Annotated in this window: 29 protein-coding genes; 15 read left to right on the top strand and 14 right to left on the bottom strand. The window is 37.2% G+C overall.

The window, feature by feature from the left end; translation table 11 throughout:
- Positions 1-15: 15 nt before the first annotated feature.
- Both KKW16_RS03210 and prmB read right to left on the bottom strand, forming a co-directional pair.
- Complete coding sequence (locus tag KKW16_RS03210; RefSeq protein ID WP_215767917.1) at positions 16-1,080, bottom strand: MFS transporter; 1,065 nt, start codon at positions 1,078-1,080, stop codon at positions 16-18.
- A 103-nt stretch (positions 1,081-1,183) separates the two neighbouring features.
- Complete coding sequence (gene prmB / locus KKW16_RS03205; protein ID WP_048953747.1) at positions 1,184-2,128, bottom strand: 50S ribosomal protein L3 N(5)-glutamine methyltransferase; 945 nt, start codon at positions 2,126-2,128, stop codon at positions 1,184-1,186.
- Positions 2,129-2,257: 129 nt separating this feature from the next.
- Here prmB and smrB point away from each other — a divergent pair, with 129 nt between their 5' ends.
- Entirely contained in the window at positions 2,258-2,761 is a 504-nt protein-coding gene (gene smrB / locus KKW16_RS03200) for an endonuclease SmrB (protein WP_048953745.1), read from the top strand.
- A gap of 80 nt (positions 2,762-2,841) precedes the next feature.
- Here the strand turns inward: smrB and tpx are convergent, their stop codons facing one another.
- The 3 genes from tpx to serC form a co-directional block, all read right to left on the bottom strand.
- Positions 2,842-3,339 (bottom strand): thiol peroxidase, encoded by a 498-nt coding sequence (gene tpx, locus KKW16_RS03195; protein WP_048953743.1) that lies wholly within the window; start codon positions 3,337-3,339, stop codon positions 2,842-2,844.
- A gap of 8 nt (positions 3,340-3,347) precedes the next feature.
- Positions 3,348-4,457: a histidinol-phosphate transaminase gene (gene hisC / locus KKW16_RS03190; RefSeq protein ID WP_048953741.1), complete on the bottom strand. Its 1,110-nt coding sequence runs from the start codon at positions 4,455-4,457 to the stop codon at positions 3,348-3,350.
- Positions 4,458-4,522: 65 nt separating this feature from the next.
- Complete coding sequence (gene serC, locus KKW16_RS03185) at positions 4,523-5,605, bottom strand: 3-phosphoserine/phosphohydroxythreonine transaminase (RefSeq protein WP_048953739.1); 1,083 nt, start codon at positions 5,603-5,605, stop codon at positions 4,523-4,525.
- 189 nt (positions 5,606-5,794) lie between these two features.
- Here serC and KKW16_RS03180 point away from each other — a divergent pair, with 189 nt between their 5' ends.
- Complete coding sequence (locus tag KKW16_RS03180) at positions 5,795-6,142, top strand: DUF496 family protein (protein ID WP_048953738.1); 348 nt, start codon at positions 5,795-5,797, stop codon at positions 6,140-6,142.
- Positions 6,143-6,183: 41 nt separating this feature from the next.
- Here the strand turns inward: KKW16_RS03180 and KKW16_RS03175 are convergent, their stop codons facing one another.
- Positions 6,184-6,510, bottom strand: a complete 327-nt coding sequence (locus KKW16_RS03175; protein WP_048953736.1) for a zinc ribbon domain-containing protein YjdM — start codon at positions 6,508-6,510, stop codon at positions 6,184-6,186.
- A 115-nt stretch (positions 6,511-6,625) separates the two neighbouring features.
- On the opposite strand from KKW16_RS03175, the gene KKW16_RS03170 reads away from it, so the two are divergent.
- A complete protein-coding gene (locus tag KKW16_RS03170; protein WP_080351569.1) occupies positions 6,626-7,183 on the top strand; it encodes a YtfJ family protein in 558 nt (185 codons plus the stop codon).
- Between the two features lie 33 nt (positions 7,184-7,216).
- On the opposite strand, the gene rsmC is transcribed toward KKW16_RS03170, so the two are convergent.
- Complete coding sequence (gene rsmC / locus KKW16_RS03165) at positions 7,217-8,209, bottom strand: 16S rRNA (guanine(1207)-N(2))-methyltransferase RsmC (RefSeq protein WP_048953734.1); 993 nt, start codon at positions 8,207-8,209, stop codon at positions 7,217-7,219.
- A 94-nt stretch (positions 8,210-8,303) separates the two neighbouring features.
- Here rsmC and KKW16_RS03160 point away from each other — a divergent pair, with 94 nt between their 5' ends.
- From KKW16_RS03160 to rimI, 3 genes are read left to right on the top strand one after another with little or no spacing between them, the layout of a single operon-like run.
- Positions 8,304-8,891: a YdgH/BhsA/McbA family protein gene (locus KKW16_RS03160; RefSeq protein WP_048953733.1), complete on the top strand. Its 588-nt coding sequence runs from the start codon at positions 8,304-8,306 to the stop codon at positions 8,889-8,891.
- Position 8,892: 1 nt separating this feature from the next.
- Positions 8,893-9,297, top strand: a complete 405-nt coding sequence (gene holD / locus KKW16_RS03155) for a DNA polymerase III subunit psi (protein ID WP_048953732.1) — start codon at positions 8,893-8,895, stop codon at positions 9,295-9,297.
- A 2-nt stretch (positions 9,298-9,299) separates the two neighbouring features.
- Entirely contained in the window at positions 9,300-9,740 is a 441-nt protein-coding gene (rimI, locus tag KKW16_RS03150; RefSeq protein WP_048953730.1) for a ribosomal protein S18-alanine N-acetyltransferase, read from the top strand.
- Positions 9,741-9,785: 45 nt separating this feature from the next.
- Here the strand turns inward: rimI and fdhE are convergent, their stop codons facing one another.
- The 4 genes from fdhE to fdnG all read right to left on the bottom strand — a co-directional run bounded on the left by fdhE (position 9,786) and on the right by fdnG (position 15,496).
- Positions 9,786-10,694, bottom strand: a complete 909-nt coding sequence (gene fdhE, locus KKW16_RS03145; RefSeq protein WP_140523183.1) for a formate dehydrogenase accessory protein FdhE — start codon at positions 10,692-10,694, stop codon at positions 9,786-9,788.
- Between the two features lie 66 nt (positions 10,695-10,760).
- On the bottom strand, positions 10,761-11,477 hold the full coding sequence (locus tag KKW16_RS03140; RefSeq protein WP_048953726.1) for a formate dehydrogenase subunit gamma: 717 nt from the start codon (positions 11,475-11,477) through the stop codon (positions 10,761-10,763).
- Positions 11,470-12,408, bottom strand: a complete 939-nt coding sequence (gene fdxH, locus KKW16_RS03135) for a formate dehydrogenase subunit beta (protein ID WP_048953725.1) — start codon at positions 12,406-12,408, stop codon at positions 11,470-11,472. The genes KKW16_RS03140 and fdxH overlap by 8 nt, the downstream gene beginning before the upstream one ends.
- 1 nt (position 12,409) lies before the next feature.
- Complete coding sequence (fdnG, locus tag KKW16_RS03130; protein ID WP_152683495.1) at positions 12,410-15,496, bottom strand: formate dehydrogenase-N subunit alpha; 3,087 nt, start codon at positions 15,494-15,496, stop codon at positions 12,410-12,412.
- Between the two features lie 286 nt (positions 15,497-15,782).
- Here fdnG and fdhD point away from each other — a divergent pair, with 286 nt between their 5' ends.
- Entirely contained in the window at positions 15,783-16,595 is an 813-nt protein-coding gene (fdhD, locus tag KKW16_RS03125; RefSeq protein ID WP_048953722.1) for a formate dehydrogenase accessory sulfurtransferase FdhD, read from the top strand.
- A gap of 62 nt (positions 16,596-16,657) precedes the next feature.
- On the opposite strand, the gene KKW16_RS03120 is transcribed toward fdhD, so the two are convergent.
- From KKW16_RS03120 to KKW16_RS03110, 3 genes are all read right to left on the bottom strand, one after another.
- Positions 16,658-17,695, bottom strand: a complete 1,038-nt coding sequence (locus KKW16_RS03120; protein ID WP_048953720.1) for an ABC transporter substrate-binding protein — start codon at positions 17,693-17,695, stop codon at positions 16,658-16,660.
- 92 nt (positions 17,696-17,787) lie between these two features.
- Complete coding sequence (locus KKW16_RS03115; protein ID WP_065265232.1) at positions 17,788-18,354, bottom strand: aminotransferase class IV family protein; 567 nt, start codon at positions 18,352-18,354, stop codon at positions 17,788-17,790.
- Positions 18,354-19,340 carry an aminodeoxychorismate synthase component I gene (locus KKW16_RS03110; protein ID WP_140523175.1) on the bottom strand — a complete coding sequence of 329 codons (987 nt, stop codon included), beginning with the start codon at positions 19,338-19,340 and terminating at the stop codon, positions 18,354-18,356. The genes KKW16_RS03115 and KKW16_RS03110 overlap by 1 nt, the downstream gene beginning before the upstream one ends.
- Positions 19,341-19,381: 41 nt before the next feature.
- Between KKW16_RS03110 and KKW16_RS03105 the strand changes: the two genes are divergently transcribed.
- The 8 genes from KKW16_RS03105 (at position 19,382) to KKW16_RS03070 (ending at position 26,707) form a co-directional block, all read left to right on the top strand.
- Complete coding sequence (locus KKW16_RS03105) at positions 19,382-19,963, top strand: anthranilate synthase component II (protein WP_048953717.1); 582 nt, start codon at positions 19,382-19,384, stop codon at positions 19,961-19,963.
- A gap of 83 nt (positions 19,964-20,046) precedes the next feature.
- On the top strand, positions 20,047-21,201 hold the full coding sequence (metK, locus tag KKW16_RS03100; RefSeq protein WP_005627231.1) for a methionine adenosyltransferase: 1,155 nt from the start codon (positions 20,047-20,049) through the stop codon (positions 21,199-21,201).
- A gap of 65 nt (positions 21,202-21,266) precedes the next feature.
- A complete protein-coding gene (locus KKW16_RS03095) occupies positions 21,267-21,791 on the top strand; it encodes a SprT family zinc-dependent metalloprotease (protein ID WP_215768020.1) in 525 nt (174 codons plus the stop codon).
- Positions 21,792-21,832: 41 nt separating this feature from the next.
- Positions 21,833-22,345, top strand: coding sequence for an OmpW family outer membrane protein (locus tag KKW16_RS03090; protein WP_048953715.1), 513 nt, complete (start codon positions 21,833-21,835; stop codon positions 22,343-22,345).
- A gap of 211 nt (positions 22,346-22,556) precedes the next feature.
- Positions 22,557-24,437, top strand: coding sequence for a molecular chaperone HtpG (htpG, locus tag KKW16_RS03085; protein ID WP_215767916.1), 1,881 nt, complete (start codon positions 22,557-22,559; stop codon positions 24,435-24,437).
- Between the two features lie 82 nt (positions 24,438-24,519).
- Positions 24,520-24,864: an ArsC family reductase gene (locus KKW16_RS03080; RefSeq protein WP_215767915.1), complete on the top strand. Its 345-nt coding sequence runs from the start codon at positions 24,520-24,522 to the stop codon at positions 24,862-24,864.
- 27 nt (positions 24,865-24,891) lie between these two features.
- Positions 24,892-26,025 (top strand): succinyl-diaminopimelate desuccinylase, encoded by a 1,134-nt coding sequence (dapE, locus tag KKW16_RS03075; RefSeq protein ID WP_215767914.1) that lies wholly within the window; start codon positions 24,892-24,894, stop codon positions 26,023-26,025.
- 1 nt (position 26,026) lies between these two features.
- A complete protein-coding gene (locus tag KKW16_RS03070; protein ID WP_215767913.1) occupies positions 26,027-26,707 on the top strand; it encodes a M15 family metallopeptidase in 681 nt (226 codons plus the stop codon).
- Position 26,708: the final 1 nt, after the last annotated feature.

The raw sequence follows: 26,708 nt of genomic DNA, 5'->3' as shown, positions 1-26,708 counted from the left end.
TTCAACCGCACTTTTTTATACTAAAAATAGAACTGGAATAAGGTTCATCACACCAACTGTCGAGATGGAAAGCAATAATCTTGATGCGCCAAAAATAAAACCACGATTAGTGCCATTATCAACTTTTACTAATAAGTTTGCCATCGCCGTGAGGGCATATACTTCAATGACGGTAAAAATGACGAGATAGGCATAGGCGGAAAATACGGAAAGATAACGTAAGGTGATAAACCAAGGCACGATAATTCCAATAGCCAACAGAGGCGAAACCCATGCCGTTTGTTTGATTGTTAAATTAATTTTTCGGGAAAAATAGCTTTGTAATAGCACGGTGAGTAAGCCATTACCAAATAATGCTATCGGCGAATGTTCAGGCATGCCAAGTTTATTGTTAAATAAAAATGGGAAAATGACAAAGAAAGAGCTCGCAATGGCAAGAGGTAAAAATAGCATTAAATGCACCATGAGAAATTCTTTTGTAATAATTTCTTTGATTTGAGTAAAACGAAACTTCACCAACGTTTGTAAGGTTTGAATTTGATAGAAAGGCTTCACCATTAAGGCGAATAATACGGCTTCCATTGAAAAACAGACCCAAATGAGCAAGTCGATATGTTCGTATTTAATAAATGGAATGACTAAAAGCGGCGCAAACATGGATGACATGGAGGTCACTTTTAGGTATTTTCCTTGCAAGCGCGTTTTTTCTTTGTATTCATCCCCAGCCAACACAAGTAAGCAGGCTTTGGCGTTGGTTCCAAATAAGCAACTACCTAAACCAAAACAAGTGGTCGCAATAAGGAGCAATAAATAATTATCTGCTGCGAGAAAGAAAATATAAGCTATTACATCTAAAAAACAGCCGAGCAACATCATTTTGGCTAAACCATAACGATCGCCCCAAATACCAGCAAAAATGGAAAGGGCTTGGTTTGAGAAAAAGAGCAGTGATAAGGAAAAGGCGATTTCGCTGTTGCTCAATCCTTTACTTTGTAGATAAATCAGAAATACCGTTTGCACAGAAAAAAATGCAAGGGTGGAAAAGAAACGCCGAGTAAGTAAAAGTTTTTGTAAATTCATAGAGTCAAATGATAAAAAAGAAAAGCACGCATTGAATAACGCGCGCCATGAGTTTTATAAGTGCGGTTAAAATTGATATTAAAATTTTACCGCACTTGAAAGATTAAAACAGATCGTGATATTTCACTAAATCTTTACGCTGAATAGCAAATACGCCTAGTCCGCCATTTTTAAGTTCTACCCATTCAAATGGTACATCTGGATATTGCTCAATTAAGCTCACCATGCTATTGCCCACTTCACACACCAACAAGCCATTTTCAGTTAAGTAATCTGGCGCTTGTTTTAAAATTTGTTTGGTAATGTTTAAGCCATCATGGCCAGAACCTAAGGCTAACTCTGGTTCAAAATGGAATTCTTCCGGCATATCGGCGAGATCTTCTTCGTCCACATAAGGTGGATTGGTCACGATAAGATCGTATTTTTGTCCCAAAATATTTTCAAATAAGTTTGATTGAATCGGGAATACGCGATGTTCTAATTGATGGCGTGAAATATTGATCTCCGCGACATTAAGTGCATCAACCGATAAATCGACAGCATCCACTTCTGCATTCGGGAAAGCATAAGCACAAGCAATGGCAATACAGCCACTGCCTGTGCACAGATCGAGAATATGACTCGGTTCTTGTGAAATTAAATCTTCAAAGCGTTCTTGAATTAAAGCACTAATTGGAGAACGCGGAATAATAGTTCGTTCATCGACATAAAATTCATGACCGCAGAACCAAGCACTATTTGTTAAATATGCCACTGGTACGCGTTGTTCGATTCGGGTTAATACAAGTTGAACTAGGGTTTCTTTTTCAGATGGGGTTAATCGACTGTTAAATAATTCAGTAGGTAAATCAATGGGTAAATGTAAGCCACTTAAAACGAGTTGCAGGCTTTCATCCCAAGGATTATCGTGCCCTTGCCCGAAGTAAATATCAGAACGATTGAGAATGCTATACGTCCAACGCAGAAAATCTTGGATGGTTTGCAGTTCGTTTGCAACATTATCTTCCAAGATAGTTGCAACTAATTCTTGGTTATGTGAGGTTTCCATCGCATTTCTCCATAAAAGTGAGTAGAAAAGTTAGCATAAAATTCGGTATGAAAATTTGGCGTAGTTATACCACAGATGAGAATGTAGAACTATGATATGATACGCAAAATTTGAAATTAATGAGAAAAAATGCAAGACGAATTTGATTTATTCCGTGCGGAAACCAAAGGCATTAAGCCAATGAAACAAGATACTTTTGTTGTCCCCCGCCAAAAACGTGATCAGAAAAAAATAGAATTAAAAGAATTACGAGCGAAAGAAGATACATTGTTCTATTTTTCTGATGAATATGAGCCGTTACTGAATGAGCATGATGGTGTTGTGAAATATTTACGTGATGGGGAGGATTCCCATTTATTAAAACAACTTCGTCGTGGAGATTTTTCGCCAGAATTGTTTTTAGATTTGCACGGTTTAACCCGTGAACAAGCTAAGCAAGAATTAGCCGCGCTTTTACTGGCTTGTGAAAATGAACATATTGATTGTGCCAGCATTATGACGGGCTATGGCACCTTTACATTGAAAAAACAAATTCCACGTTGGCTAGTACAACATCCTAAAGTGCGGGCATTACATCAAGCGCCAAGAGAATGGGGCGGTGAGGCGGCAATTTTGATTTTAGTGGATGTGTAAAATATTAAGAAAATTGACCGCTCTTTTATCATATCCCCTAGTTTTTGCAAATAGGGGATATTTTAATTAGCTAATGTAAGTTATAGCACAGCCAAAGCCGCATCATAATTCGGCTCATTTTTAATTTCAGAGACTAATTCGCTGTGTATGACATTATTATTTTCATCAAGAATAATGACTGCACGCGCAGTTAATCCTGCAATTGGACCTGTAGTGATATTAACGCCTAACGTATCATGTACGGATTTATGGCGGAAGGTTGATAGTGTTTGTACATTTTCAATTCCTTCAGCACCGCAAAAGCGTGCTTGTGCAAAAGGGAGATCTGCTGAAATACAGAGTACGACAGTATTTTCTAATGTGGCTGCTCGTTGATTAAATACTCGTACAGACGTTGCACATACACCGGTATCAATACTTGGGAAAATATTAAGAACTTTACGCTTACCAGAAAAATCCCCTAAACTTACATCAGCTAGATCTTTATTTGTAAAGTGCACGTTTTCTACTTTTTCGCCTTTTTGTGGGAAATGGCCTTTTACTTCAATGGGATTACCCATCATTGTTACTTTTGTCATAAAAGCTCCTATTTTATGAGAGGGAGATGTAGCACCTTAGAAAGTGCGGTGAAAAATCGATCATTTTCTTCTGGTAAACCAATACTTATACGAAGATGATTTGGCATTCCATAGCCTGCTATTGGACGAACAATCACACCTTCATGCAATAAGGCATCATAAATTGGTGCGGCAGGTTGTTTAAAATTAATCGTAATAAAATTTCCTTTTGAAGGAATATATTCTAAGTTGTGCTTTTGGCAGAATGTTTCATAGCGAATCATTTCTGAGCGGTTATTTTCCGCCACTTTTTCAACAAAATGATCATCATTCATCACGGCAACTGCTGCCGTTAATGCTAATGCATTACAGTTAAAAGGTTGACGAACACGATTTAATAAATCGGCAATTTCGGGATTAGATACTGCGTAACCGATACGTAATCCAGCCAATCCATAAGCTTTAGAAAGTGAGCGAGAAACAATAAGATTAGGGTATTTTTTTAAAAGACTAAAAGAATCTATGCGTTCTTCTTTTTGGGTAAATTCTGTGTAAGCCTCATCTAACACAACAATGACAGTTGCAGGAATCTGCGCTAAAAAAGCATCGATTTCTTGCTCAGTTAAAAAGTTACCTGTTGGATTGTTTGGATTCGCAATATAAATAAGCTTCGTTTTATCAGAAAGAGCGGCTAAAAATCCGTTTAAATCATGTCCCCAATTTTTAGCAGGAATTTCTTTTGCTACTGCATTAATTGCTTTAGTGACTAGTGGATACACAATAAAGGCATATTGTGAATAAATGATTTCATCATGTTCACTAGCAAAAGTATGGGCAAAGAGTTCCAATAAATCATTTGATCCGTTTCCAAGCGTAATTTGGTTAGGTTGAACACCAAATTTTTGAGCAATAGTTTGTTTGAGTTCAAAACCATTGGCATCGGGATAACGTGTGAGTTGATTTAGTTGTGCATTTATAGCGCGTTTAGCACTTTCGGGAAAGCCAAATGGATTTTCATTTGAGGCGAGTTTAATAATATTTGAAATGCCGAGCTCACGTTCGAGTTCTTCTATTGGCTTTCCTGCTTGGTAAGGTGAAAGGGATTTCACCCCTTGATTGGCGATGTTAATGTACTGCATTGTTTTTATACGTTTTTTTATTCATATTGTGGATATTATAGAAACAGGCGTTAAGCCTGTTCTGATTAGCTATTTTCTGCTTCAAATTTTTTCATAAATTTAATCAGCGCTTCTACCCCTTCTAATGGCATGGCGTTGTAAATAGATGCACGCATTCCTCCAAGGACTTTGTGTCCTTTTAATGCTTGTAAGCCTGCTGCAGTTGATTCAGCTACAAATTTCGCATCGAGTTCAGCATTACCGGTGATAAAAGTCACATTCATAGTTGAGCGATTTTCTTTTGCAACAACATTTCTATATAGTTTGCTTGAATCAATGTAATTATAAAGCGTTTGTGCTTTTAATGTGTTGCGTTTAGCAATAATGTCTAAGCCACCTATTGATTGAATATGTTTAAATACTAGAGAACATAAATACCATGCAAAGGTTGGTGGCGTATTTATCATTGAATCGGCATCACGCTGCACCGCATAGTTCCAAATAGAGGGTGTGTCTTTGCGGGCATGACCGATTAAATCATCACGAATAATGACTAATGTAATCCCTGCTGGGCCAAGATTTTTTTGTGCACCGGCATAAATCACCCCAAATTTGCTGATATCAATTTGGCGAGAGAGGATATTTGATGACATATCTGCAACTAATACAGCATCTCCTATTTTAGGAATATCAAAAATTTCAACTCCACTAATAGTTTCATTCGGACAATAGTGAACATAGTCATATTTTTCCGCAATATTACTAAAATCGAGTTGAGTAATACACGTTTTGCCTCCGTTTTCTACAATTGTAATTTCATCAATTTCTCCGAAATTACGCGCTTCTTTTGCTGCTGTGGCAGACCAATGTCCACTATTTAAATAAAGTGCTTTCCCTTTTTTCCCGATTAAATTCATTGGGATTGCGGCAAATTGACCACGCGCACCACCTTGTAAGAAAAGGATACGGTAGTTATCAGGAATATGATAAATATTACGCAAATCTTTTTCAGCTTGAGTGATAAGCTCCATAAAGTATTTGCCACGATGACTGACTTCCATGACAGATACCCCTTGATCAAGCCAATTTGTGAGCTCACTTTGTGCTTTATGAAGAACTTCTGGGAAAATCATTGCAGGACCTGCACTAAAATTAAAGACTTGTGACATTGTGTTTCCTTATTTTTATGAATGATATTGGTCTCTTTTTATCACTACAAAAGCGGATAATCAACGCTTTTTAAATAAATCCATCAATTTTGGGGAATGTTGTTAAAAGTTATTGGTAAGGTTTTGACGAATAGATGAAAAAAAGCTAAATTAGTGAAGTTCACTTTGTCTATTTAAAAGAGAGTAATTATGGAAAATGTAAATAAGCAATCTTTCCAGGATGTGTTGGAGTATGTCCGAATGTATCGTTTAAAGAATAAGATTAAACGTGATATGGAAGACAACAACCGTAAAATTCGTGATAACCAAAAACGAGTATTATTGTTAGATAATTTGAATCAATATATTCGTGATGATATGAGCATTGAAGAAGTGCGCGGAATTATTGAAAGTATGCGAGATGATTATGAAGGACGAGTGGATGATTACACTATTCGTAATGCAGAGCTTTCAAAGCAGCGTCGAGAAACAAGTGCTAAGATGAAAGAACAGAAAAAAGCACATGCTGAATTGATGAAATCAGGTGGAATGGCTTAAATGATAAACCGATTCTGAATAAGAATCGGTTTATTTTTTTATTAAGCTTTTTTCAAAAACTCAGATTTAAGCATAATTTTGCCACAATCTACGTTGTGATCGCCATTAACTAGGCGAATATTTTTGAATTTTGTTCCTTTTTTCAATACTTCTGATGAGCCTTTTAATTTTAGATCTTTAATGAGTAGCACATCATCACCATCGGTAAGTAAATTACCATTACTATCTTTGACGATGCGTTGATCATCATCAGTTTCAATTTGTTCATTACTATTCCATTCATTACCACAATCAGGGCATACAAAATTAACCGTGTCGTGATAAACGTATTCACTTTGGCATTTTGGACAAGCAGGCATTTGATCCATTGGGTTTTCCTTCTTGGTTAGCATATAATAGGCGCGCGAGTATAGCAAAAAATGTCAAGTTCGCCAAAATAAACAAAGGTGGGCTTTTTTTCGATAAAGTTTTGGGAGAAATTACGTGAAAAAAAATTTTTTAGTGCTGGGATTGGGGTTAGCGATGTTGAGCAGTTCTACGTTTGCACATAATTTACAAATAGATCAATTGTTACCTGCTGTGAAAGTATCTGATTATGGGGAAATTGTGTTAAATGGAAAGGATATTGTATTCCAATCTTGGACATCTTCTACGCTACCGGGAAAAGTGAGAATCGTGCATCATTTAGCGGGAAGAACTTCAGCAAAAGAGAAAAATCAAGCAATGATTGATGCAATTAAGGCGTCACATTTTAATCCTGCAAAATATCAAACAACAACAATTATTAATGCTGATGATGCTATTGTTGGTACAGGAATGTTTGTGAAAAGTAGTGCGGAGAAAGGCAAGGTAGAGAATCCACATAGCCAAGTCGTGTTAGATGATAAAAGTGCGGTAAAAAATGCATGGGCTTTAAATGCCAAAGAAAGTGCGATTATCGTATTAGATAAAAATGGTAAAGTAAAATTTGTAAAGGAAGGCCAGTTGTCTGCCTCTGATATTCAGACAGTGCTTTCATTAGTAAGAGAATTTACTCATTAATGATAAAGGCGGAAAAATCCGCCTTTATTGTAGTTAATTTCTAACTGAATACACTTTAAATTTTCCTGTTTGAGCAACAACTTCGTAATCACCGAAATGTTGTCTAAGTAATTCGGGATAAGGCAAGAATGCATTGGCGACAATGCGTAATTCTCCACCTTGATTGAGATGCCATTTTGCTTGCGTGATGAGTTCTGTTACTGCTCGATAGGCGGTATCAATGCCATCATGGAATGGAGGATTCGAAATAATCAAATCAAATTTTCCTTCTATATCAGAAAAGACATCACTGGCGTAAACCTCGCCTTGTAATTGATTTTCAGAAAGTGTTTTACGCGCTGATTCCAATGCCATCGCATGAATATCAGTCATGGTAATTTGTGCGTTAGGAGCGCGTTTTTTGATCATAGATCCAATTATTCCCGCCCCACAGCCAAGATCAAGTACTTTTCCTTTTATTTTATTATCAATGGTTGAAAGTAACAGTTCAGTGCCCATATCTAATTCCTCAGCACTAAATACCCCAGGTAAACTATATATAGTTAAGTTTTCAAGTGTTGAATGTTGATAGGTTTTCCAGAAATTTTTAAGTTCAAAGTGCGGTTTATTTTGTAGTAAAAAATGATATAAACCGCAACGACGAGCAGAGTCAATTTTCGCTATTTCACCATAGGGTTCTAATGTTTTTTCTACTGAACGCACGCCACAACGATTTTCTCCAATAATTAATATTTCCTGGCCAATAGGCGCCTGAGCTAATAGTTGAAGGAGTTGGAAATTGACTTCTTGTTTGTTTTTAGTCCAATAATAAACGATTAAATCAGTTTGACCTTGAAATTCAACGGAAAAATTGACCGCACTTTGCGTTCTTGCATAGTCAAAATAGCAACTCCAAATTTGGATTGATTGGCATTTAGAGGCTAATGTTTTAGGAAAATTATCAGAAATACCTCCAGCAAATAATACTGATTTACCATCAAAAAATGAAAGATGTCGTTCTAAAACTTGGCTCTCTAGAGAAATCACGCTTTGAATCCTGTGGGTTATTAGTTAAAATTACGCGCTATTTTAGCAAAATTATTAATAAAAATTGATTAAAACTATTTTAGGAAAATCCTTTATGAAAAAAATTCTCTCTGCAGCCTTAATGGCAACATTACTATCTGGATGTCAAGTTCTCGACCTTGTTCAAGGTACGCCTCAAAAGGCATCTAAAGTATCAAAGCCGGTATTAACGCAAGCTCAAACTGAAGTATTACAAAAGTTAGATGCGCAGTTTCAGCGTATTTCAGCTAAAGGCATCGAAATTGAATTCAATGGCGAGAAATATGTGAAACAAACACAAGCAGTAAAAGGTGATGATCCTCGTTTTGTGAGTCTAGCATTAAGTAAAAATAGCGAGGCACGTAAAGCCATATTAAGTGATACATTCTATTTAACTGATGTTTCTCATGAGAAAGCTATTACCGAACGTTATTTTGCAAAAAATAAAGAGACCTGCCAGTTACAGGCTGTGAAATCAGATATTCATGATTATTATGCTTGTGCCAGTGATAAATTTAAACGTTATGTTGCTTTAGTGCATAAAGATAAAAATATAATTGCTTATCGTAGTTATACGTCATACCAAGTTGAACCTACACAGGCTGAAGAACGTGCGATTATTAAGGCATTAGTCGATTATCCATTTGATAGTATTGCTCGTTAATATGAATAGACGCGATCTTCTTTTACAAGAAATGGGCATTTCCCAGTGGACGTTATATCGCCCAGAGGTGCTACAAGGTTCAGTAGGAATTAGTGTTGCGGAGAATATTCGCTTTATCACTGTTTCTGATGAAAATATAAGTGGCTCGCCTTTGTTGGCGGATGTGCTACTCAGCCTTGATCTTAAAAAAGAAGATTGCTTATGTTTGAATTACGATCAAATCCAGCATATCGAATGTAAGCAGCTTATTTGTTATTGGTTATTATCAGAAAATAGCGACCAAATTGACCGCACTTTACCATTTTGCATGCAGGCTGAGCGTGTTTATCGCTCGCCAAGTTGGCAACAATTTCAATCTAATTACCAAGCCAAACGAGAGTTGTGGCAACAAATTCAGCAGCCTTAATTATGTCTATTATTTCTCAAATTGAAGCCAGTGATTTCGACCGATTGTATGAAATCGAGCAGCAAGCACATCTTGTGCCTTGGTCATTTGGTACGTTAAAAAATAATCAAGGGGATCGTTATCTCAATTTAAAATTAATTGAGAATGATCAGATTATCGGTTTTGCTATTTGCCAAATAGTATTGGATGAAGCAACTTTGTTTAATATTGCTATTTTACCGTCCCATCAAGGTAATGGATTGGGGAAATTATTGTTGAATGAGTTAATCGCTCAGTTGAAAGAAAAAGCTGTTCAGACTTTATGGCTAGAAGTCAGAGAGTCTAACCCCGCTCGTTTCTTGTATGAAAAAATTGGTTTTAATGAAGTCGATATTCGAAAAAATTATTATCCAAAACCCAGTGGTGGACGAGAAAATGCCGTAGTAATGGCCTGTTATTTATAGATACAAATGATATAGCCTAGAATGTTTATCCTAGGCTATATTTTTTTATGCTTCTTCTGCAGGAAAAACAAAGGGATTTAATCCGCTGCGTGCAAGACCTTTTTCTTCCATTTCAATATCTAAGAAAATAGAAGCCAAATCGTCGGCTACTGGTTCTACATGAGGATCTTTTTCTTGGAACATGATTTTCAAGTAACTTTCACAGCTGCCACAGGTTTCGGCACGGACAAGTGCGAGCTCTTCATTTAATGACCACATTTCGAGTTTGTCGTGGCTATTACAGTTGGTGCATTGTGCGCGAACTAAATTCCATTCACTTTCACATAAATTACAATGTAAGTAGCGTAAACCTTGTGATGTACCAATTTGTACAATACTCGCGACAGGTAATGAGCCACAAACAGGGCAGTGATGGAGATTTTCAGTATTTTCCAGTTGGCTATTATGTGGAATTTGTTGAGTGAGTTGTAACCAATAGAGGGACAGGGCTGCCCAAATAAAAACAGACTTATCGCTACTTACTAAGTTAAATTCTTGAGTAAGAAGTTTAGTTGCCATATCTTCTAATTCTGAAGATGATGCTTTTTCAAGCTGTTCAATGGTTGCTAATACTTGTTCATTAGCTTTAGGTTTTATTTCGTGAATAATTTCTGCGAGATATTCTCTCCAAATATTATTTCGTTGAAAAGTTTTTGCATTTAAGGGCTCAATTTCATTTAACTGTTTAAATGGATGAGCAGGTAAAGGATTTTTTTCTAATGTAGAAAGTTGGCTTTCTACAATATCTGCAGCAAAATTTAAGTAATCGCTTAGTGGATGATCTTTCGCTAAATCACGCAGACGTTTTGCACGACGCTGGTAAAGGTTTTTAGGATTCGCAAATAAAACAGGTGGAACATCATAAGCGTTCTTTTTTTGTTTAATTTCATCCTCTGAAAGAATTTTAATACTCATAAGATACTCTTGATTGTCACTAATAAAAAGTGCGGTTATTTAACCGCACTTTTTCATACTAGGGGGTTATTTTCCAAAGCCTTTAAATAATACTTTGGTTTTCCCACCTTTGTCATTTTTTTCGTTAATAAGGTCATTCTCTAGTGCTTCTAACACCTCTTCACGATACCATTTTGGATGGTGTTTTTTCGCCCAGCGAACAGTTACCCATCCTTCAACAATACCACGAATAGAGCCCTTGATCCAAAATGCCATATACATATGTACTAGGATGCCAGTGAATAGCATGAAAGCACTTAATGAGTGAAGCAAAATTGCAATACGCAATACTGGAATTGAGAAGTAATGTGAGAAGTATTGGCGCCACATAATGATGCCTGTTACTAATAATGTCACCATAGCTAAATTTAATGTCCAAAATAACATTTTTTGGCCAAAGTTATATTTACCATTATCAGCTACAGCATGCTCGTTACCTTTTAATACTTCTAATATGCCTTTTGCCCAGCGAATATCATTTTTTTCTGGAATATTGTGATCCCAGTATAATAAAGCTAAGTAAATAAAAGCAAAGAACATTAATATCCCAGTGAACGGGTGAACTGCACGTGCAATTTGTGGTGTTCCCAAAATTTCTGTTAACCACGCAAAATCTGGGAAGAAAAAGGCAACCCCAGTGAACATTGTCATAAAAAAGCAAATTACCAACATCCAGTGGCTGATACGCGCAGGCGTTCTATGGCGGATAACGCGAGTATCGTTGCTAATTTCAATTTTACTCATGGTTTTCCCCCTTAGTTGATTTTTCTTCTTCAAATTCGTGGTGATGATCTTCCACATCTTCTTCTACATTTGGACCAACAGTTAAGTAGTGTGCGATTTCTGCAAGGGCTAACCCCCCCATTGCCACTGCCGCAACTGGTTTTAACACATCTTTCCATAAAGTAACGCTTGGATCAATGCTTGGGTTTTTAGGAAGACCTGAATAAAGTTCCGGTTTATCCGCATGATGTAATACATACATTACATGCGTACCTCCAACACCTTCAGGATCGTAAAGTCCCGCATTTTCATAACCACGTGCTTTTAATTCAGCAATGCGTTGTTCTGCGTATACTTTCATTTCTTCCTTAGAACCGAAACGAATTGCACCAGTTGGACAGGTTTTCACGCAAGCAGGCTCTTGACCTACAGATACGCGATCCACGCAAAGGGTACATTTGTATACTCGATTATCTTCAGGGTTCATTCGAGGAATATTGAATGGACATCCTGCAATACAATAGCCACAACCAATACATTTATCAGATTGGAAATCTACAATACCATTGGCGTATTGGATGATTGCGCCTGGTGATGGACAAGCTTTCAAACAGCCTGGTTCAGCACAGTGCATACAACCATCTTTACGAATTAACCATTCTAAACGATCGTTTTCTTCTACTTCGTTAAAACGCATTACTGTCCATGCTTTTGCATTGAGATCAACAGGGTTATCATAGATCCCTACACACTGAGCATTGACATCAGAGCGGATATCATTCCACTCTGAACAGCCTACCTGACAAGCTTTACAGCCAATACAGGTAGTAACATCGATTAATTTTGCGACTTCAACTTTATGATCTCGCGCGTGTGGTGCAGGTGTTAAGCCTGAAGTTGCGGAGATTTTAATAACGTCTTGCGTTTGAACGCCTTGAGCAGTTCCTGCCATATTATGCCTCCCCAACTTTTTCAATATTCACCAAGAATGTTTTGTATTCTGGTGTTTGCGTGTTTGCTTCACCCCAAGACGGTGTTAAGGTATTAGTAGCAAATCCACGATTACCTTTACCATTTAAGGCTTTCATATTCCAGTGAATTGGAAGACCTACATGGTGTACGGTACGTCCATCAATTTCTAGATCTTTAAGACGTTTTGTAACCACAGCAACAGCTTTAATATAGCCACGACGAGAAGTAATTTTTACCATATCGCCTTTTTGGATGCCTTTTTCTGCCGCTAATTTTTCACCGATTTCCACAAATTGTTGTGGTTGTGCGATGATATTTAATGCAGATTGTGCAGTCCAACTATGGAAGTGTTCCGTTAATCGGTAAGTTGTTGCCACGAATGGGAACTCTTTATTTGAACCGATAAATTCTTTATCTTCAGGATAAATACGTACTGTAGGATCACTTACCACTGCAGCGTGTAATGGGTTAGTATCTATTGGGCTTTCAACTGGCTCATAGTGTTCAGGCATTGGACCATTTGCAATTTTATCAACTGCAAATAAACGACCTACACCTTCAGCAGACATAATAAATGGTCCTGTATCAGAACCTGGTGGTTGTGTACCATAGTCTGCTACATCATGCCAGTTCCAGTTTTTACCATTCCATTTGATTAATTGGCGGTTTTTATCCCAAGGATTACCATTGATATCTAATGATGCACGGCTATAAAGTACACGACGGTTTGCAGGCCATGCAAAGCCCCAACCAATGGTGCAACCTAGACCTGATGGGTCTGAGTTATCACGATTTGCGGTTTGGTTACCTTTTTCAGTCCATTGACCAACGTATAACCAGTTACCTGATGTTGTTGTACCATCATCACGTAAATGTGCAAATCCATTGAGTAATTGGCCTTTTTTGTACATCAAGTTACCGTTTGGATCATAAAGATCTTCAAGCGCATAACCATTTAATTCTTTGGCTAATTCTACCGCACTTGGTGAGTGTGGTTGAGCATAGTCCCAAGTCATTGCTTCAAAGGATTCAATACCGCGACCACCTTCTTTTTGATAAAGATGATGCATTTCTTCACGAATCATTGAAAGAATTTCAACGTCTGGTAATGCTTCACCTGGCTGATCGCAACCCTTCCAGTGCCATTGCGCCCAACGTCCTGAGTTTACAATTGAACCATCTTCTTCTGCGAAACAGGTTGTTGGTAGGCGGAAGACTTCAGTTTGAATTTCTGAAGAATTCACGTTGTTTGATTCACCAAAGTTTTTCCAGAATTCAGAGGATTCAGTTTGAAGCGGATCCATCACGATTAAGAATTTTAACTTACTCATTCCTGCAACAGTTTTGTTTTTGTTCGGTAATGAGTTTAACACGTTAAAGCCTTGTAAAATCCAACCGTGTAATTTGCCGTCATTCATCAATTTAACGTGGGTAATCGGGTCATATAAGCGATCTGCTTTTGGTAAGAAATCAAAACCCCAACCATTTTCTTTGGTTGCTTTATCACCGTAGAAGGTTTTCATCATACTAACAAAGAATTTTGAGGTATGACGATAATAGTTCACTTGGTTTGGAACAATATCTTTTGGTGTAATCGCGTTAATGTATTGCTCGTAAGAGGTATCTTTATCGTTTGGTAAACGCATGTAACCAGGTAAAGACATTGGCAATAGGCCCATATCTGTTGTACCTTGCACATTGGAGTGACCACGTAATGCATTAATACCACCACCAGGCATACCCATATTACCTAAAAGTAATTGGATCATCGCCATTGAACGAATATTTTGTGTACCGATTGAATGCTCGGTAAAGCCTAACGCATATAGATGCGTCATCGTTTTATTTGGTGCAGAGGTTTTACCAATTTCTTCACAGATTTGTAAGAAGAGTTTTTGTTTTACACCTGTAATGCGTTCAACCATTTCCGGGGTATAACGAGAAACATGCTCTTTTAAGATATTAATGACACAACGAGGGTGTTGTAATGTCATATCACGTTTAGCCTGTCCGTTCTCATCAAACTGATAGTTCCATTTAGATTTATCGTAGTTACGTTTTTCTTCGTTGTAACCTACAAATAAACCGTCCTCAAATTTGAAACCTTCATCAATTAAGAATGAGGCATTAGTATAGTGTTTAACGTATTCGTGTTGAATTTGGTTTGTTTCCAATAAGTAACGGATGACACCCATTAAAAATGCGATATCTGAACCAGAACGAATTGGCGCATGTAAATCTGCAACAGAGGCTGTACGGTTAAAGCGTGGATCGATAACGATAAGTTTCGCACCGTTTTTCTTTGCTTCAATTGCCCAACGGAAGCCAACAGGGTGAGCTTCTGCAGGGTTACCGCCTTGAACAATGATAAGGTTGGCATTTTTAATATCAACCCAGTTATTTGTCATCGCACCGCGACCAAATGATGGAGCAAGACTTGCTACCGTTGGTCCGTGTCAAGTATTCGCTTGGTTACACATCGGTACCATACCCAACATCCGCACCCATTTATGAGTCAGTAGTGCGGCTTCGTTGCTTATGGCTGATGCAGTCATAATACCTGTAGTTGTCCAACGGTTCACGGTTTTGCCACTTGCATCTTTTTCAACGAAGTTAGCATCACGATCGTCTTTCAGTAAGCGAGCAATGCGTTTAATTGCATCTTGCCAAGAAATTCGTTCCCATTTATCAGAACCAGGTGCACGATATTGAGGATATAAAGAACGGCTTTCACTATTTACATAGTCTAATGCACCAGCACCTTTAGGGCAAAGTGCACCACGACTTACTGGATGATCTGGATCACCTTCAAGGTGAAATAATTTAGAACGAGTATTTGTGCTGGTGTGGCCACTTAATGTATCAGCAGGTTTTCCAGTGCTATATAACAACATACCGCAGCTTACGGCACAATATGTACAGGTGTTACGAGATTCGAATGCGCGTAATAATTTATATTCACGCGGTGCAGCCAATGCACTTGTAGGCGCAAAGCCCAACATTGCGGCTGAAGTTCCCGCCATACCACCTGCACAGACCTTAAAGAATTTTCTTCTTGAGATCTGCATAATCACTCCTTTACATTAACAGTGAGCGTTAATGTGTTTTAGATTTTTAGATAGTAAAAAATTCGCTTAGATAATTTGATTGATTTCGATAAAATAGCCTTATCGAAAGGTAACATAAAAAGGCGATAGCAAAAAACACCAATTTAAGCGGGCCTAAGGATAACGATTTTTTAACCATAAATCTATAATCAAATTACATTAGATTGCTAAAAATAAGTGATCTAGATCATAAAAATGAAACAAATTTAACAAAATTGTTACATGCGTGTAATGGATATAACAAGAAATGAACTGGCTTTTACGACACTCAATCTATTTGTTTAGAACAAATAAAAAAGAAGAAAAAATTACCGCACTTTTAACCGAGAAAGAGGATGATCTTGCTGTTGAAATCCCCGTTTCTCTTGTTTATAACGATATTTCTCATGCCGTGATGATGTGCTCACCAAAGAATTTAGAAGATTTTGCATTGGGGTTTTCTCTAACAGAGGGAATTATTGATAAACCTTCTGATATTTATGGTATTGACGTGATAGAAGCCTGTAATGGTATAGAAGTTCAAATTGAACTTTCTAGTCGAAAATTTATGGCATTAAAAGAACATCGTCGAAACCTTACTGGGAGAACTGGTTGTGGTATTTGTGGTACAGAGCAGCTTAATCAAGTTTATAAACACTTCCCAAAATTAGAGCAAACCTTTCAGTTTGATATTAATCGGTTAGATAGTTGCTTAACTACATTACAAATTCATCAACAACTTGCTCAACAAACAGGAGCGACACACGCTTGTGCTTTTTTTGATTTACAAGGCAATATGCTTGCAATTCGTGAGGATGTAGGGCGACATGTTGCACTAGATAAGCTACTTGGTTGGTATGCAAAAACTGATAAACCTCAGGGATTTATTTTAGCCTCTAGTCGCGCGAGTTATGAAATGGTTCAAAAAACAATAGCTTGCGGTATAGAGATGTTAATGACAATTTCTGCGGCTACAGATTTGGCGGTGAAAATGGCGAATGAGCATAATTTAACCCTAATTGGGTTTGCGAGAGAAGGGCGGGGGAATATTTACTGTGGTAAAGTGCGGTTGAAATTTTAGTTAATATAAAACAGGAAATAGGGTAATGTACCTCTTCTATTTCCTGTTTTGTTTAGGGATATTTAACCTCTTTCTTTAATGTCTGATATCCATTGTTGAATCAAGCGTTTACCTTCTTTATCAGATCCAAATTTTATAAAATTCATATCTATAAGCTTAAGTTTGTCTGCAGGTGTAAAGCCTGGTGCTGGTTGGGCATAAATATTGGTTGGTAACTGATAAGAATCGCCAAATCGCCAAGGGATTTCTTGAGCTTCTTTGCTTAACACGAAATCAATAAATAATTTTGCATTATCTAAATTACGCGCCCCTTTAATAATGCTTGCAGCCCCTAATGCGTATCCAACACCTTCACAAGGTAAAACACCTTCAACGGGTGCGCCTTTATTCTTTTCTTTAGCATAATTGAGCATGAAACCTATATCAATTGCGACATCACCCGTTGCCAAATAACTAGTTGCGAGCCCACTTTTTGTATATTGGGAAACATTGTGATCCAAGGCTTTTAAGTAATCATTCGTTTTCTCTTCACCCCATAGAGAAATGAGCGTGCTTAATAACGAATAACCGGTTCCTGAAACACGTGGGTCTGCGTATTGAATTTCATTTTTGAATTCAGGTTTGGTTAAATCGGCGAAACATTTTGGTGGCGTAATCCCCAATGAGGCTAGTTTTTTAGTGTTAATGCCAATTCCCATTTCCATTAGGTAAATAACAGATGTGAAATCACCGCGCTGAGCCATTAAGGATTTGAATTTGGGCATAATCTGTTTTTGTATTGGGGAGCGGTATTTTTCAAGCAAGTTCAACTCGGCTGCTTGTAAATGCGGTTCAATAGTGCCCCCATACCAAACATCTGCTTGAGGATTTTCTTTTTCAGACTTGATTTTACCTAAAATGGTCCCTGTGCTATTACGAATGAACTGTGTTTCTATTTGATATTTTTGAGCAAATGCTTTTGTCACTTGTTCACAAGTTGTATTTTGAACACTGCAATAGACGGTAAGTTTACCTGCAGCTTGAGCGGTAGAGGTAGCACTTAGTACAGCTAGTCCAAGAAGTAAAGTGAGTTTTAATGATGTTTGGAGAGGTTGTGCCATATTTTTCCTTATGATTATAGTGTCATGTTAAGCCAAGTCGCTAGGCAATATAAAATTTTAAAAAAATTTTGTAAAGAGAGGTAATACCCGTTTTAGAGCGTATTCATTGCATTAATGATTTTAATTTCATCAAAATTGACAATATCTTCTTGGAATATTGTGCGCTCTTGAATTTTCCCCTCTTGTAATAATTTTTCTCGTTGTGTGCCTAAAAGCAATGGCGAGTCTGGTGTGTACCATTTTTTCCCTTGGCGGAAAATTAAATTACCAATGGAACAATCTGTCACTTTTCCATTTTTGATAATAATAATTTCATCACAAGAGCCTCGTTGATCAAACAATTTATTAATTAAACTGCGATCAGAATATTTCAAGCTATATTCGATATTGTCACAAATTACAGGTTGGAAAGTACGGTAAATTTTTCGATAGTATTCAAAATATTGAATTTGTGTGGTTTCGGCATTGTAATCAATGCGGCAGCGAACTAATTGATTTTGTAAGAGGGCTGGCAGTTGAATGAGTGAAAAAAGATTAAAAATTTTTACCGCACTTTTGCCATAATATTCATGCAAACTACGTTCATATCGTGCTTGGTGTAAATCGATATTTTGAATTTTCCCGTTTTCAATACAAAGGGTTTCAAATAGAGGATACATTAATGAGCCCCTTCAATCGGTAAATAGACTTTTTCTAACAATTCTTCATATTCATCTTGCACATTGCTATGAATGGTAATTCCACCTCCACTATGAAAATAAAATTTTTCATCTATTTGAGAAATAAATCGAATTGCTACCGCACTTTGTAGTGTTTTACCATCAAATATGCCGAAAATTCCTGTGTAATAACCGCGTTTTTGTTTTTCTGCTTGTTGAATAATTTGTGTGGTTTTTTCTTTTGGGGCGCCACTTATGGAGCCAGCAGGCAAGAGTTTCGCTAAAATATCTCCAATTTGATTTTGCCAGTTTTCATTCAACTTTCCGTAAATTTCAGAACTGGTTTGCAGTATTTCACCTTTTTGTGTTTTGATGCGATCGATATAACGAAATTTTTTCACCCGAATGTTTTCTGCGACCATCGATAAATCATTACGCATCAAATCAACAATCGTGTAATGTTCGCGTTGTTCTTTTTCATTTGTGAGTAACTGATTTTCTGCATTGGGCAGAGATGCATTAATTGTCCCTTTCATGGGGTAAGTAAAAATGCTGTTGTCATGAATATTGACAAAACATTCTGGTGAGAAGCAAACAAATTGATCTTGTAACCACAATTTATAAGGAGCATTTGTTTGATGAAAAATCTGTTCAAGTGACAGATTACCTGAAATTTCAGTGGGGTAGGTGAGATTCAATAAATAAGAATTACCTTTTTGTAATTCACTTTGAACAAGTTCAAAACCTTGTTGATAACGCGAGAAGGGCATTGGATGTTTGGTAAAATTAAGAGGGATAGGTTGTGAAGAAATTGTGCAATTTCTTTTCCCTAAAATATCAAAATAAATGCCTTGTTGTGCAGAATTTTCGAGAGGATAAATCAATGGTTTTTCTTTTTCAAAATCAATGAGAAAGAAAAATGGTGTGCGTTGTTTGCCATAATGATTAGCCCGTTTAATAAAATGTTGCATTGTGCTTTGTGTCATTTTGCGTAAAATTGCCCGATTATAACGAATGCCGAGCGGTTATGAAATTACTCATCATTAATAATCACGATTCTTTTACTTTTAACTTGGTGGATTTAATTCGAAAATTAAATGTGCCTTATGATGTTTTAAATGTGGAAGATTTAAAAGAAAGTACAGCGGAAAAATATAGTCATATATTGATTTCACCGGGGCCAGATGTACCACAAGTTTATCCACAACTTTTTTCCATGTTGGAAAAATATCATCAGAAAAAATCTATTTTAGGTGTGTGTTTAGGGCATCAAACCTTATGTGAATTTTTTGGTGGTACATTGTATAACTTACAGAAAGTCCGTCATGGCCAGAAACGAATTTTAAAAGTGCGGTCAAATTCTCCATTATTTTTTAGCCTTCCAAGCGAATTTAATATCGGGCTATATCATTCTTGGGGCGTACAGAAAAAAGATTTTCCTAGTTGCCTAGAAGTTACCGCACTTTGTGATGAAGGCGTGGTCATGGCTATACAGCATAAATCTTTACCAATTTATGGCATTCAGTTTCACCCAGAGTCTTATATGTCAGACTTCGGTGAGCAAATTTTGCGTAATTGGTTGAATATTCCTGCTGCGATTAATCAATAATAGCGCTTGCTTATTAAGCTAAAATACGTATTATAGACGTCTATACGTCAATACATCCAAATTTAAAGAAAAAGAGAGAAAATATGTCTAGCTATTTATTTACATCTGAATCTGTATCTGAAGGGCATCCAGATAAAATTGCCGATCAAATTTCTGATGCGGTACTTGATGAAATCCTAAAACAAGATCCAAAAGCACGAGTAGCTTGTGAGACCTATGTAAAAACCGGTATGGCATTGGTGGGTGGTGAAATTACAACATCAGCATGGGTCGATATTGAGAATTTAACACGTAAAGTGATTTGTGATATTGGTTATGAACATTCTGAAATGGGTTTTGATGGTCATTCTTGTGCGGTGCTTAATGCAATTGGTAAACAATCTGCAGATATTAATCAAGGTGTTGATCGTGAAAATCCATTAGATCAAGGCGCAGGCGATCAAGGTATTATGTTTGGTTATGCTACCAATGAAACGGATGTATTAATGCCAGCTGCTATTACTTATGCACATCGTTTAATGGAAAAACAAGCTGAAGTGCGTAAAAGCGGTAAATTAGCATGGTTACGCCCAGATGCTAAAAGCCAAGTAACATTAAAATATGAAGATAATAAAATTGTTGGTGTGGATGCGGTTGTGCTTTCTACTCAACATTCCGAAGAAGTTAGCCAAAAAGACTTACACGAAGGTGTGATGGAAGAAATTATCAAACCTGTATTACCAAGTGAATGGCTTTCTAAAGAAACAAAATTCTTCATTAATCCGACTGGCCGTTTTGTTATTGGTGGACCGATGGGGGATTGTGGTTTAACTGGTCGTAAAATTATCGTGGATACTTACGGTGGTGCTGCTCGTCACGGTGGTGGCGCATTCTCAGGAAAAGATCCATCTAAAGTTGACCGTTCAGCAGCTTATGCGGCACGTTATGTCGCAAAAAATATTGTTGCAGCTGGTTTGGCAGATCGTTGTGAAATCCAACTTTCTTATGCGATTGGTGTGGCTGATCCAACATCTATCATGGTCGAAACCTTTGGAACTGGAAAAGTTGCGAATGAATTATTAGTGTCGTTAGTTCGTGAATTCTTTGATTTACGCCCTTATGGCTTAATTAAAATGTTAGATTTAATTCAACCAATCTATCGTGAAACAGCAGCTTATGGTCATTTCGGTCGTGAGCAATTCCCTTGGGAAAAAGTGGATCGTGCAGCAGAATTACGTGTTGCAGCGGGATTAAAATAATCTTATTTTTTAATTTAGTAAATTATATAAAAGCCGCTTATCTAGCGGTTTTTTCTTTTTCAATCATGGCATCAATAGAGCAAATTCCATTTCGTCATTTAAAAATGCAAGTGCAACGTAAATTGAATCAGTCTTTGCAGCTTGCAGAGGTTTATTTTAAGCGAAAATTTATAATGCCTGAGGTAAATTATGAGTTACGTGGAATAAAGGCTGGAGTGGCTTACCTACAAAAAAATGAAATAAAATTTAACCGCACTTTGTTATTAGAAAATGTGGATGAATTTATTCGACAAGTCGTGCCACATGAGCTTGCTCATTTGATTGTGTATCAAATGTTTGGTCGTGTAAAACCTCATGGGAAAGAGTGGCAGCTTGTAATGAATGAAATTTTTAAGCTTCCTGCGGATACTTGCCATCAATTTGATATAAAAAATGTACAAGGTGAAACCTTTGAATATAGTTGTGCGTGCCAAACACATTTTCTAAGTACTCGTCGTCATAATAGAATAGTAAGAGAAAAGATTGAATATTTATGTAGAAAATGTAAGGGAAAATTAGTTTTTGTCGATGAAACGAAATCATTTTTGTGATATATTTTTCCAGTTTATTCAATAAATAAAGGAGTTATCCAATGAAAAAATCTTTATTAGCCGTTATTGTTGGTGCATTTGCCTTTGCTTCTGCTGCAAATGCGAATATCTATGCTGAAGGCGATATCGGTTTATCTCAAACTCAAGCAAACGGTAGCAATAATACCCGAGTTGAACCTCGTGTAGCGGTTGGTTATAAATTAGGAAATACACGTGTCGCAGGTGATTATACTCATCACGGAAAAGTTGATGGTGCGAAAATTCACGGTTTAGGTGCATCAGTATTATATGATTTTGATACAAATTCTAAAGTTGAACCTTATGTAGGCGCTCGTGTTGCAGCTAACCAATTCAAATATGATAATCGAGCTAACCAAGTATATAAAAGTTCTTCTGAAACTAAAATTGGCTATGGTGTTGTAGCGGGTGCTAAATATAAATTAGATGGTAACTGGTATGCAAATGGCGGTGTTGAATACAATCGTCTAGGTAGTTTTGATAATACTAAAGTTAATAACTATGGTGCAAAAGTTGGTGTTGGTTACGGATTCTAATTTTTAGAGTACCCAAATCTCCTTAAGAAAACACTTTTGGTTTAACGGTGATTGCTTATGGTGATCACCGTTATTCATTTCTAGATATTTTAGGAAAATGTTTGAATAAAATACGGTGAAAATTCACCGCACTTTGGTTTTCCCCTTGAAATCTTTCTTTTTATTCTTATATCTGTGACGTTCAATTTTTATCTTTATGAAGGAAAAAATTATGTCACAAAATCAAGAAACTCGCGGCTTTCAATCTGAAGTCAAACAACTCCTCCAATTAATGATTCATTCTTTGTATTCCAACAAAGAAATTTTCTTACGTGAATTAATTTCTAATGCCTCTGATGCTGCAGATAAATTACGCTTTAAAGCACTTTCCAACCCTGCTTTATATGAAGGTGATGGTGACTTGCGTGTGCGTGTTAGCTTTGATGCGGATAAAGGCACTATTACAATTAGCGATAACGGCATTGGTATGACTCGCGAGCAAGTCATCGATCATTTAGGTACGATTGCAAAATCAGGAACAAAAGAATTTTTAACCGCACTTGGCCAGGATCAAGCAAAAAATAGCCAACTTATTGGGCAGTTTGGTGTGGGTTTTTATTCAGCTTTTATTGTGGCAGATAAAGTGACTGTAAAAACTAGAGCAGCTGGCGAAGAGGCGGATAAAGCTGTACTTTGGGAATCTGCGGGTGAAGGCGAATATTCTGTGGCGGATATTGAGAAAAAATCCCGTGGCACTGATGTGATTTTACATTTACGCGAAGATGAAAAAGAATTTTTAAATGAATGGCGTTTACGTGAAATTATCGGTAAATATTCTGACCATATTGGCTTGCCAGTAGAAATGCTAACGAAAGAATATGATGATGAAGGCAAAGAGTGCGGTGAAAAATGGGAGAAAATTAATAAATCCGATGCACTTTGGACGCGTTCTAAAAATGATGTCTCCGATGAGGAATATAAAGAGTTTTACAAACATTTAAGCCATGATTTTGCTGATCCTGTGACTTGGGCGCATAACAAAGTGGAAGGAAATCAAGCATATACTAGTTTGCTTTATGTGCCAGCGAAAGCACCTTGGGATTTATTTAATCGCGAACATAAACACGGCTTAAAACTTTATGTTCAACGTGTATTTATTATGGATGATGCTGAGCAATTTATGCCGAATTATCTACGTTTTATGCGTGGTTTAATCGATAGCAATGACTTGCCATTAAATGTATCTCGTGAAATTTTACAAGATAACAAAATTACTGCTGCATTACGCAAAGCATTAACTAAGCGTTCATTACAAATGCTAGAAAAATTAGCAAAAGATGATGCAGAAAAATATCTTCAATTCTGGAAAGAGTTTGGTTTAGTCTTGAAAGAAGGCCCTGCAGAAGATTTTGCTAACAAAGAAACTGTCGCGAAGTTATTGCGTTTTGCTTCAACACATAATGATAGCAGCGAGCAAACTGTCTCTTTAGAAGATTACATTTCTCGTATGAAAGAGGGGCAAAAAGCTATCTATTACATTACAGCGGATAGTTATGTTGCAGCGAAAAATAGCCCACACTTGGAATTATTCAATAAAAAAGGCATTGAGGTTTTATTGCTTTCCGACCGCATTGATGAATGGATGTTAAGCTATTTAACTGAATTCGATGGTAAACAATTACAAAGTATCACAAAAGCAGATTTGGATTTAGGCGATTTAGCTGATAAAGAATCTGAAACGCAAAAACAACAAGATGAAGCCTTTGGTAGTTTTATTGAGCGTGTGAAAAATTTACTTGGTGAACGAGTGAAAACGGTGCGTTTAACCCACAATTTAACAGATACACCAGCGGTAGTTTCTACAGATAACGATCAAATGACGACCCAAATGGCGAAATTGTTCGCAGCCGCAGGGCAACCTGTACCTGACGTAAAATACACTTTTGAACTTAATCCAGAACACCACTTAGTGAAAAAAGTAGCTGATATTACAGATGAAACAGAATTTGCTGATTGGGTGGAATTATTACTTGAACAAGCTATGCTAGCAGAGCGTGGCTCTTTGGAAAACCCAGCTGCATTTATTAAACGCATAAATAAGTTGTTAGGTTAATTCATTTGAGATGAAGTAGTATAAGGGTTAAAATCCTCAGTCTGATTAGATTGAGGATTTTTCTTATTTTTTTAGGTGAAACATGATTACAGTTTACGGCATTAAAAATTGCGATACAGTAAAAAAAGCGTTGAAATGGCTAGCGGATCACAATATTGAACACAAACTCCATGATTACCGTGTTGATGGTTTGGATTCGAATTTTTTAGTCCAAGCAGAAGCTCAATTTGGCTGGGATGTGTTGGTGAATAAACGCAGTACAACTTGGCGTAATTTGGATGAGCAAGTTAAAAATTCTCTTGATAAAGCTACTGCACTTTCCGTGTTGGCTGAGAATCCAACCTTAATTAAACGCCCAATTATTTTACAAGATGGGAAGGCATTAATTGGATTTAATGAAAAGGAATATCAGGCTGCTTTGGCTTAAAGTGCGGTTATTTTCTTAGGAGTTTTTATGAGAGAAAAAGTGATTTCGTTAGCGCAAGATTTAATTCGTCGCCCGTCTATTAGCCCGAATGATGAGGGCTGTCAGAAAATTATTGCCGAACGTTTAGGAAAATTAGGTTTTCAAATTGAATGGATGCCTTTTAATGATACGCTTAATTTGTGGGCAAAACACGGAACGGGCGAGCCAGTTATCGCGTTTGCAGGACATACGGATGTTGTGCCTACTGGCGATGAAAATCAGTGGTCGTTTCCGCCGTTTTCTGCTGAGATTATTGATGGCATGCTTTATGGTCGTGGTGCGGCGGATATGAAAGGATCCCTTGCAGCAATGATTGTGGCAGCAGAAGAATACGTAAAAGCAAACCCTAATCATAAGGGTACTATTGCATTATTGGTTACGTCTGACGAAGAGGCTGCTGCAAAAGATGGCACCGTGCGTGTGGTTGAGACTTTAATGGCGCGTGGTGAAAAAATTACTTATTGTATGGTTGGCGAGCCATCGAGTGCTAAAAACTTAGGCGATGTTGTCAAAAATGGTCGTCGAGGCTCAATTACAGGAAACCTTTATATTCAGGGGATTCAAGGGCACGTAGCATATCCGCATTTAGCTGAAAATCCAATCCATAAAGCAGCGCCATTTTTGCAAGAATTAACGACTTACCAATGGGATGAAGGTAATGAGTTTTTCCCTCCAACAAGCCTACAAATTGCTAATATTTACGCAGGTATGGGAAGTAATAATGTGATTCCAGGTGAGTTATATATTCAGTTTAATTTGCGTTATTGCACAGAAGTCACAGATGAAATCATCAAGCAAAAAGTGGCTGAAATGCTAGCAAAACACAATTTGAAATATCGTATTGAATGGAATTTATCTGGTAAACCGTTTTTAACAAAACCAGGTAAATTATTAGATTCGATAACCTCCGCTATTGAGGAAATCACAGGCATAACGCCAAAGGCCGAAACAGGTGGTGGTACGTCAGACGGTCGTTTTATTGCATTGATGGGCGCTGAAGTAGTGGAATTTGGTCCACTTAACGCAACAATTCATAAAGTAAATGAATGCGTCAGTGTAGAAGACCTTGGCAAGTGCGGTGAAATTTATCAAAAAATGTTAGTGAATTTATTGGATAGCTAAAATGAAATTAACGCCAGAAATGCTTACAGGAAAGTCCCGTGAGCATTTAGTCAATTTACCCGCAACTCATTCATCAAATCATTTTTTGCAAACACAAGCTGTGCAAGCATTTCAAGGTTTGCAACAAAGTGCGGCGAAAAATGGCTTTAATTTACAGCCAGCGAGTAGTTTTCGTGATTTTGAACGCCAACAGCTTATTTGGAACAGCAAATTTAAGGGTGAGCGAAAAGTCCATGATGACGCAGGCAAAGCATTAGATTTGAGCCAATTAGATGACTGGCAAAAATGTCAGGTAATTTTACGTTGGTCTGCATTGCCTGGTGCTAGCCGTCATCATTGGGGAACGGAAGTGGATATTTTCGATCCTGATCTTTTGCCACAGGGGAAATCTTTACAGCTGGAGCCTTGGGAATATGAAAAAGGTGGCTATTTCTTTGAATTGAGTGAATTTCTTACCGAAAATTTACCGCACTTTGATTTTGCTTTGCCTTTTATGAATATGCAGTCCAATAAGAAAGTGGGGCGGGAGCCTTGGCATATCAGTTATTTGCCGTTAGCTGAATTGGCAAGCCAGCAATTTTCTCCAGACATTTTACAACAGGCATGGAAAGGGGAAAATATTTTAGGCGCAGACTGTTTAATATCAAATCTTGAACAAATTTTTTCTGAATATATTGTTTAAA

The sequence above is a fragment of the Haemophilus sp. SZY H8 genome (assembly GCF_018829755.1).
Classification (GTDB): Bacteria; Pseudomonadota; Gammaproteobacteria; order Enterobacterales; family Pasteurellaceae; genus Haemophilus; species Haemophilus haemolyticus_K.
The sequence above is the reverse complement of the archived record's forward strand: the minus strand, read 5'-3'. Positions and strand labels throughout refer to the sequence as shown.

Bases quoted from the DNA above. Each gene is read 5' to 3' on its own strand.
- KKW16_RS03210 (WP_215767917.1), bottom strand. From the start codon at position 1,080: ATGAATTTACAAAAACTTTTACTTACTCGGCGTTTCTTTTCCACCCTT.
- prmB (WP_048953747.1), bottom strand. From the start codon at position 2,128: ATGGAAACCTCACATAACCAAGAATTAGTTGCAACTATCTTGGAAGAT.
- smrB (WP_048953745.1), top strand. From the start codon at position 2,258: ATGCAAGACGAATTTGATTTATTCCGTGCGGAAACCAAAGGCATTAAG.
- tpx (WP_048953743.1), bottom strand. From the start codon at position 3,339: ATGACAAAAGTAACAATGATGGGTAATCCCATTGAAGTAAAAGGCCAT.
- hisC (WP_048953741.1), bottom strand. From the start codon at position 4,457: ATGCAGTACATTAACATCGCCAATCAAGGGGTGAAATCCCTTTCACCT.
- serC (WP_048953739.1), bottom strand. From the start codon at position 5,605: ATGTCACAAGTCTTTAATTTTAGTGCAGGTCCTGCAATGATTTTCCCA.
- KKW16_RS03180 (WP_048953738.1), top strand. From the start codon at position 5,795: ATGGAAAATGTAAATAAGCAATCTTTCCAGGATGTGTTGGAGTATGTC.
- KKW16_RS03175 (WP_048953736.1), bottom strand. From the start codon at position 6,510: ATGGATCAAATGCCTGCTTGTCCAAAATGCCAAAGTGAATACGTTTAT.
- KKW16_RS03160 (WP_048953733.1), top strand. From the start codon at position 8,304: ATGAAAAAAATTCTCTCTGCAGCCTTAATGGCAACATTACTATCTGGA.
- holD (WP_048953732.1), top strand. From the start codon at position 8,893: ATGAATAGACGCGATCTTCTTTTACAAGAAATGGGCATTTCCCAGTGG.
- rimI (WP_048953730.1), top strand. From the start codon at position 9,300: ATGTCTATTATTTCTCAAATTGAAGCCAGTGATTTCGACCGATTGTAT.
- fdhE (WP_140523183.1), bottom strand. From the start codon at position 10,694: ATGAGTATTAAAATTCTTTCAGAGGATGAAATTAAACAAAAAAAGAAC.
- KKW16_RS03140 (WP_048953726.1), bottom strand. From the start codon at position 11,477: ATGAGTAAAATTGAAATTAGCAACGATACTCGCGTTATCCGCCATAGA.
- fdxH (WP_048953725.1), bottom strand. From the start codon at position 12,408: ATGGCAGGAACTGCTCAAGGCGTTCAAACGCAAGACGTTATTAAAATC.
- fdhD (WP_048953722.1), top strand. From the start codon at position 15,783: ATGAACTGGCTTTTACGACACTCAATCTATTTGTTTAGAACAAATAAA.
- KKW16_RS03120 (WP_048953720.1), bottom strand. From the start codon at position 17,695: ATGGCACAACCTCTCCAAACATCATTAAAACTCACTTTACTTCTTGGA.
- KKW16_RS03115 (WP_065265232.1), bottom strand. From the start codon at position 18,354: ATGTATCCTCTATTTGAAACCCTTTGTATTGAAAACGGGAAAATTCAA.
- KKW16_RS03110 (WP_140523175.1), bottom strand. From the start codon at position 19,340: ATGACACAAAGCACAATGCAACATTTTATTAAACGGGCTAATCATTAT.
- KKW16_RS03105 (WP_048953717.1), top strand. From the start codon at position 19,382: ATGAAATTACTCATCATTAATAATCACGATTCTTTTACTTTTAACTTG.
- metK (WP_005627231.1), top strand. From the start codon at position 20,047: ATGTCTAGCTATTTATTTACATCTGAATCTGTATCTGAAGGGCATCCA.
- KKW16_RS03095 (WP_215768020.1), top strand. From the start codon at position 21,267: ATGGCATCAATAGAGCAAATTCCATTTCGTCATTTAAAAATGCAAGTG.
- KKW16_RS03090 (WP_048953715.1), top strand. From the start codon at position 21,833: ATGAAAAAATCTTTATTAGCCGTTATTGTTGGTGCATTTGCCTTTGCT.
- htpG (WP_215767916.1), top strand. From the start codon at position 22,557: ATGTCACAAAATCAAGAAACTCGCGGCTTTCAATCTGAAGTCAAACAA.
- KKW16_RS03080 (WP_215767915.1), top strand. From the start codon at position 24,520: ATGATTACAGTTTACGGCATTAAAAATTGCGATACAGTAAAAAAAGCG.
- dapE (WP_215767914.1), top strand. From the start codon at position 24,892: ATGAGAGAAAAAGTGATTTCGTTAGCGCAAGATTTAATTCGTCGCCCG.
- KKW16_RS03070 (WP_215767913.1), top strand. From the start codon at position 26,027: ATGAAATTAACGCCAGAAATGCTTACAGGAAAGTCCCGTGAGCATTTA.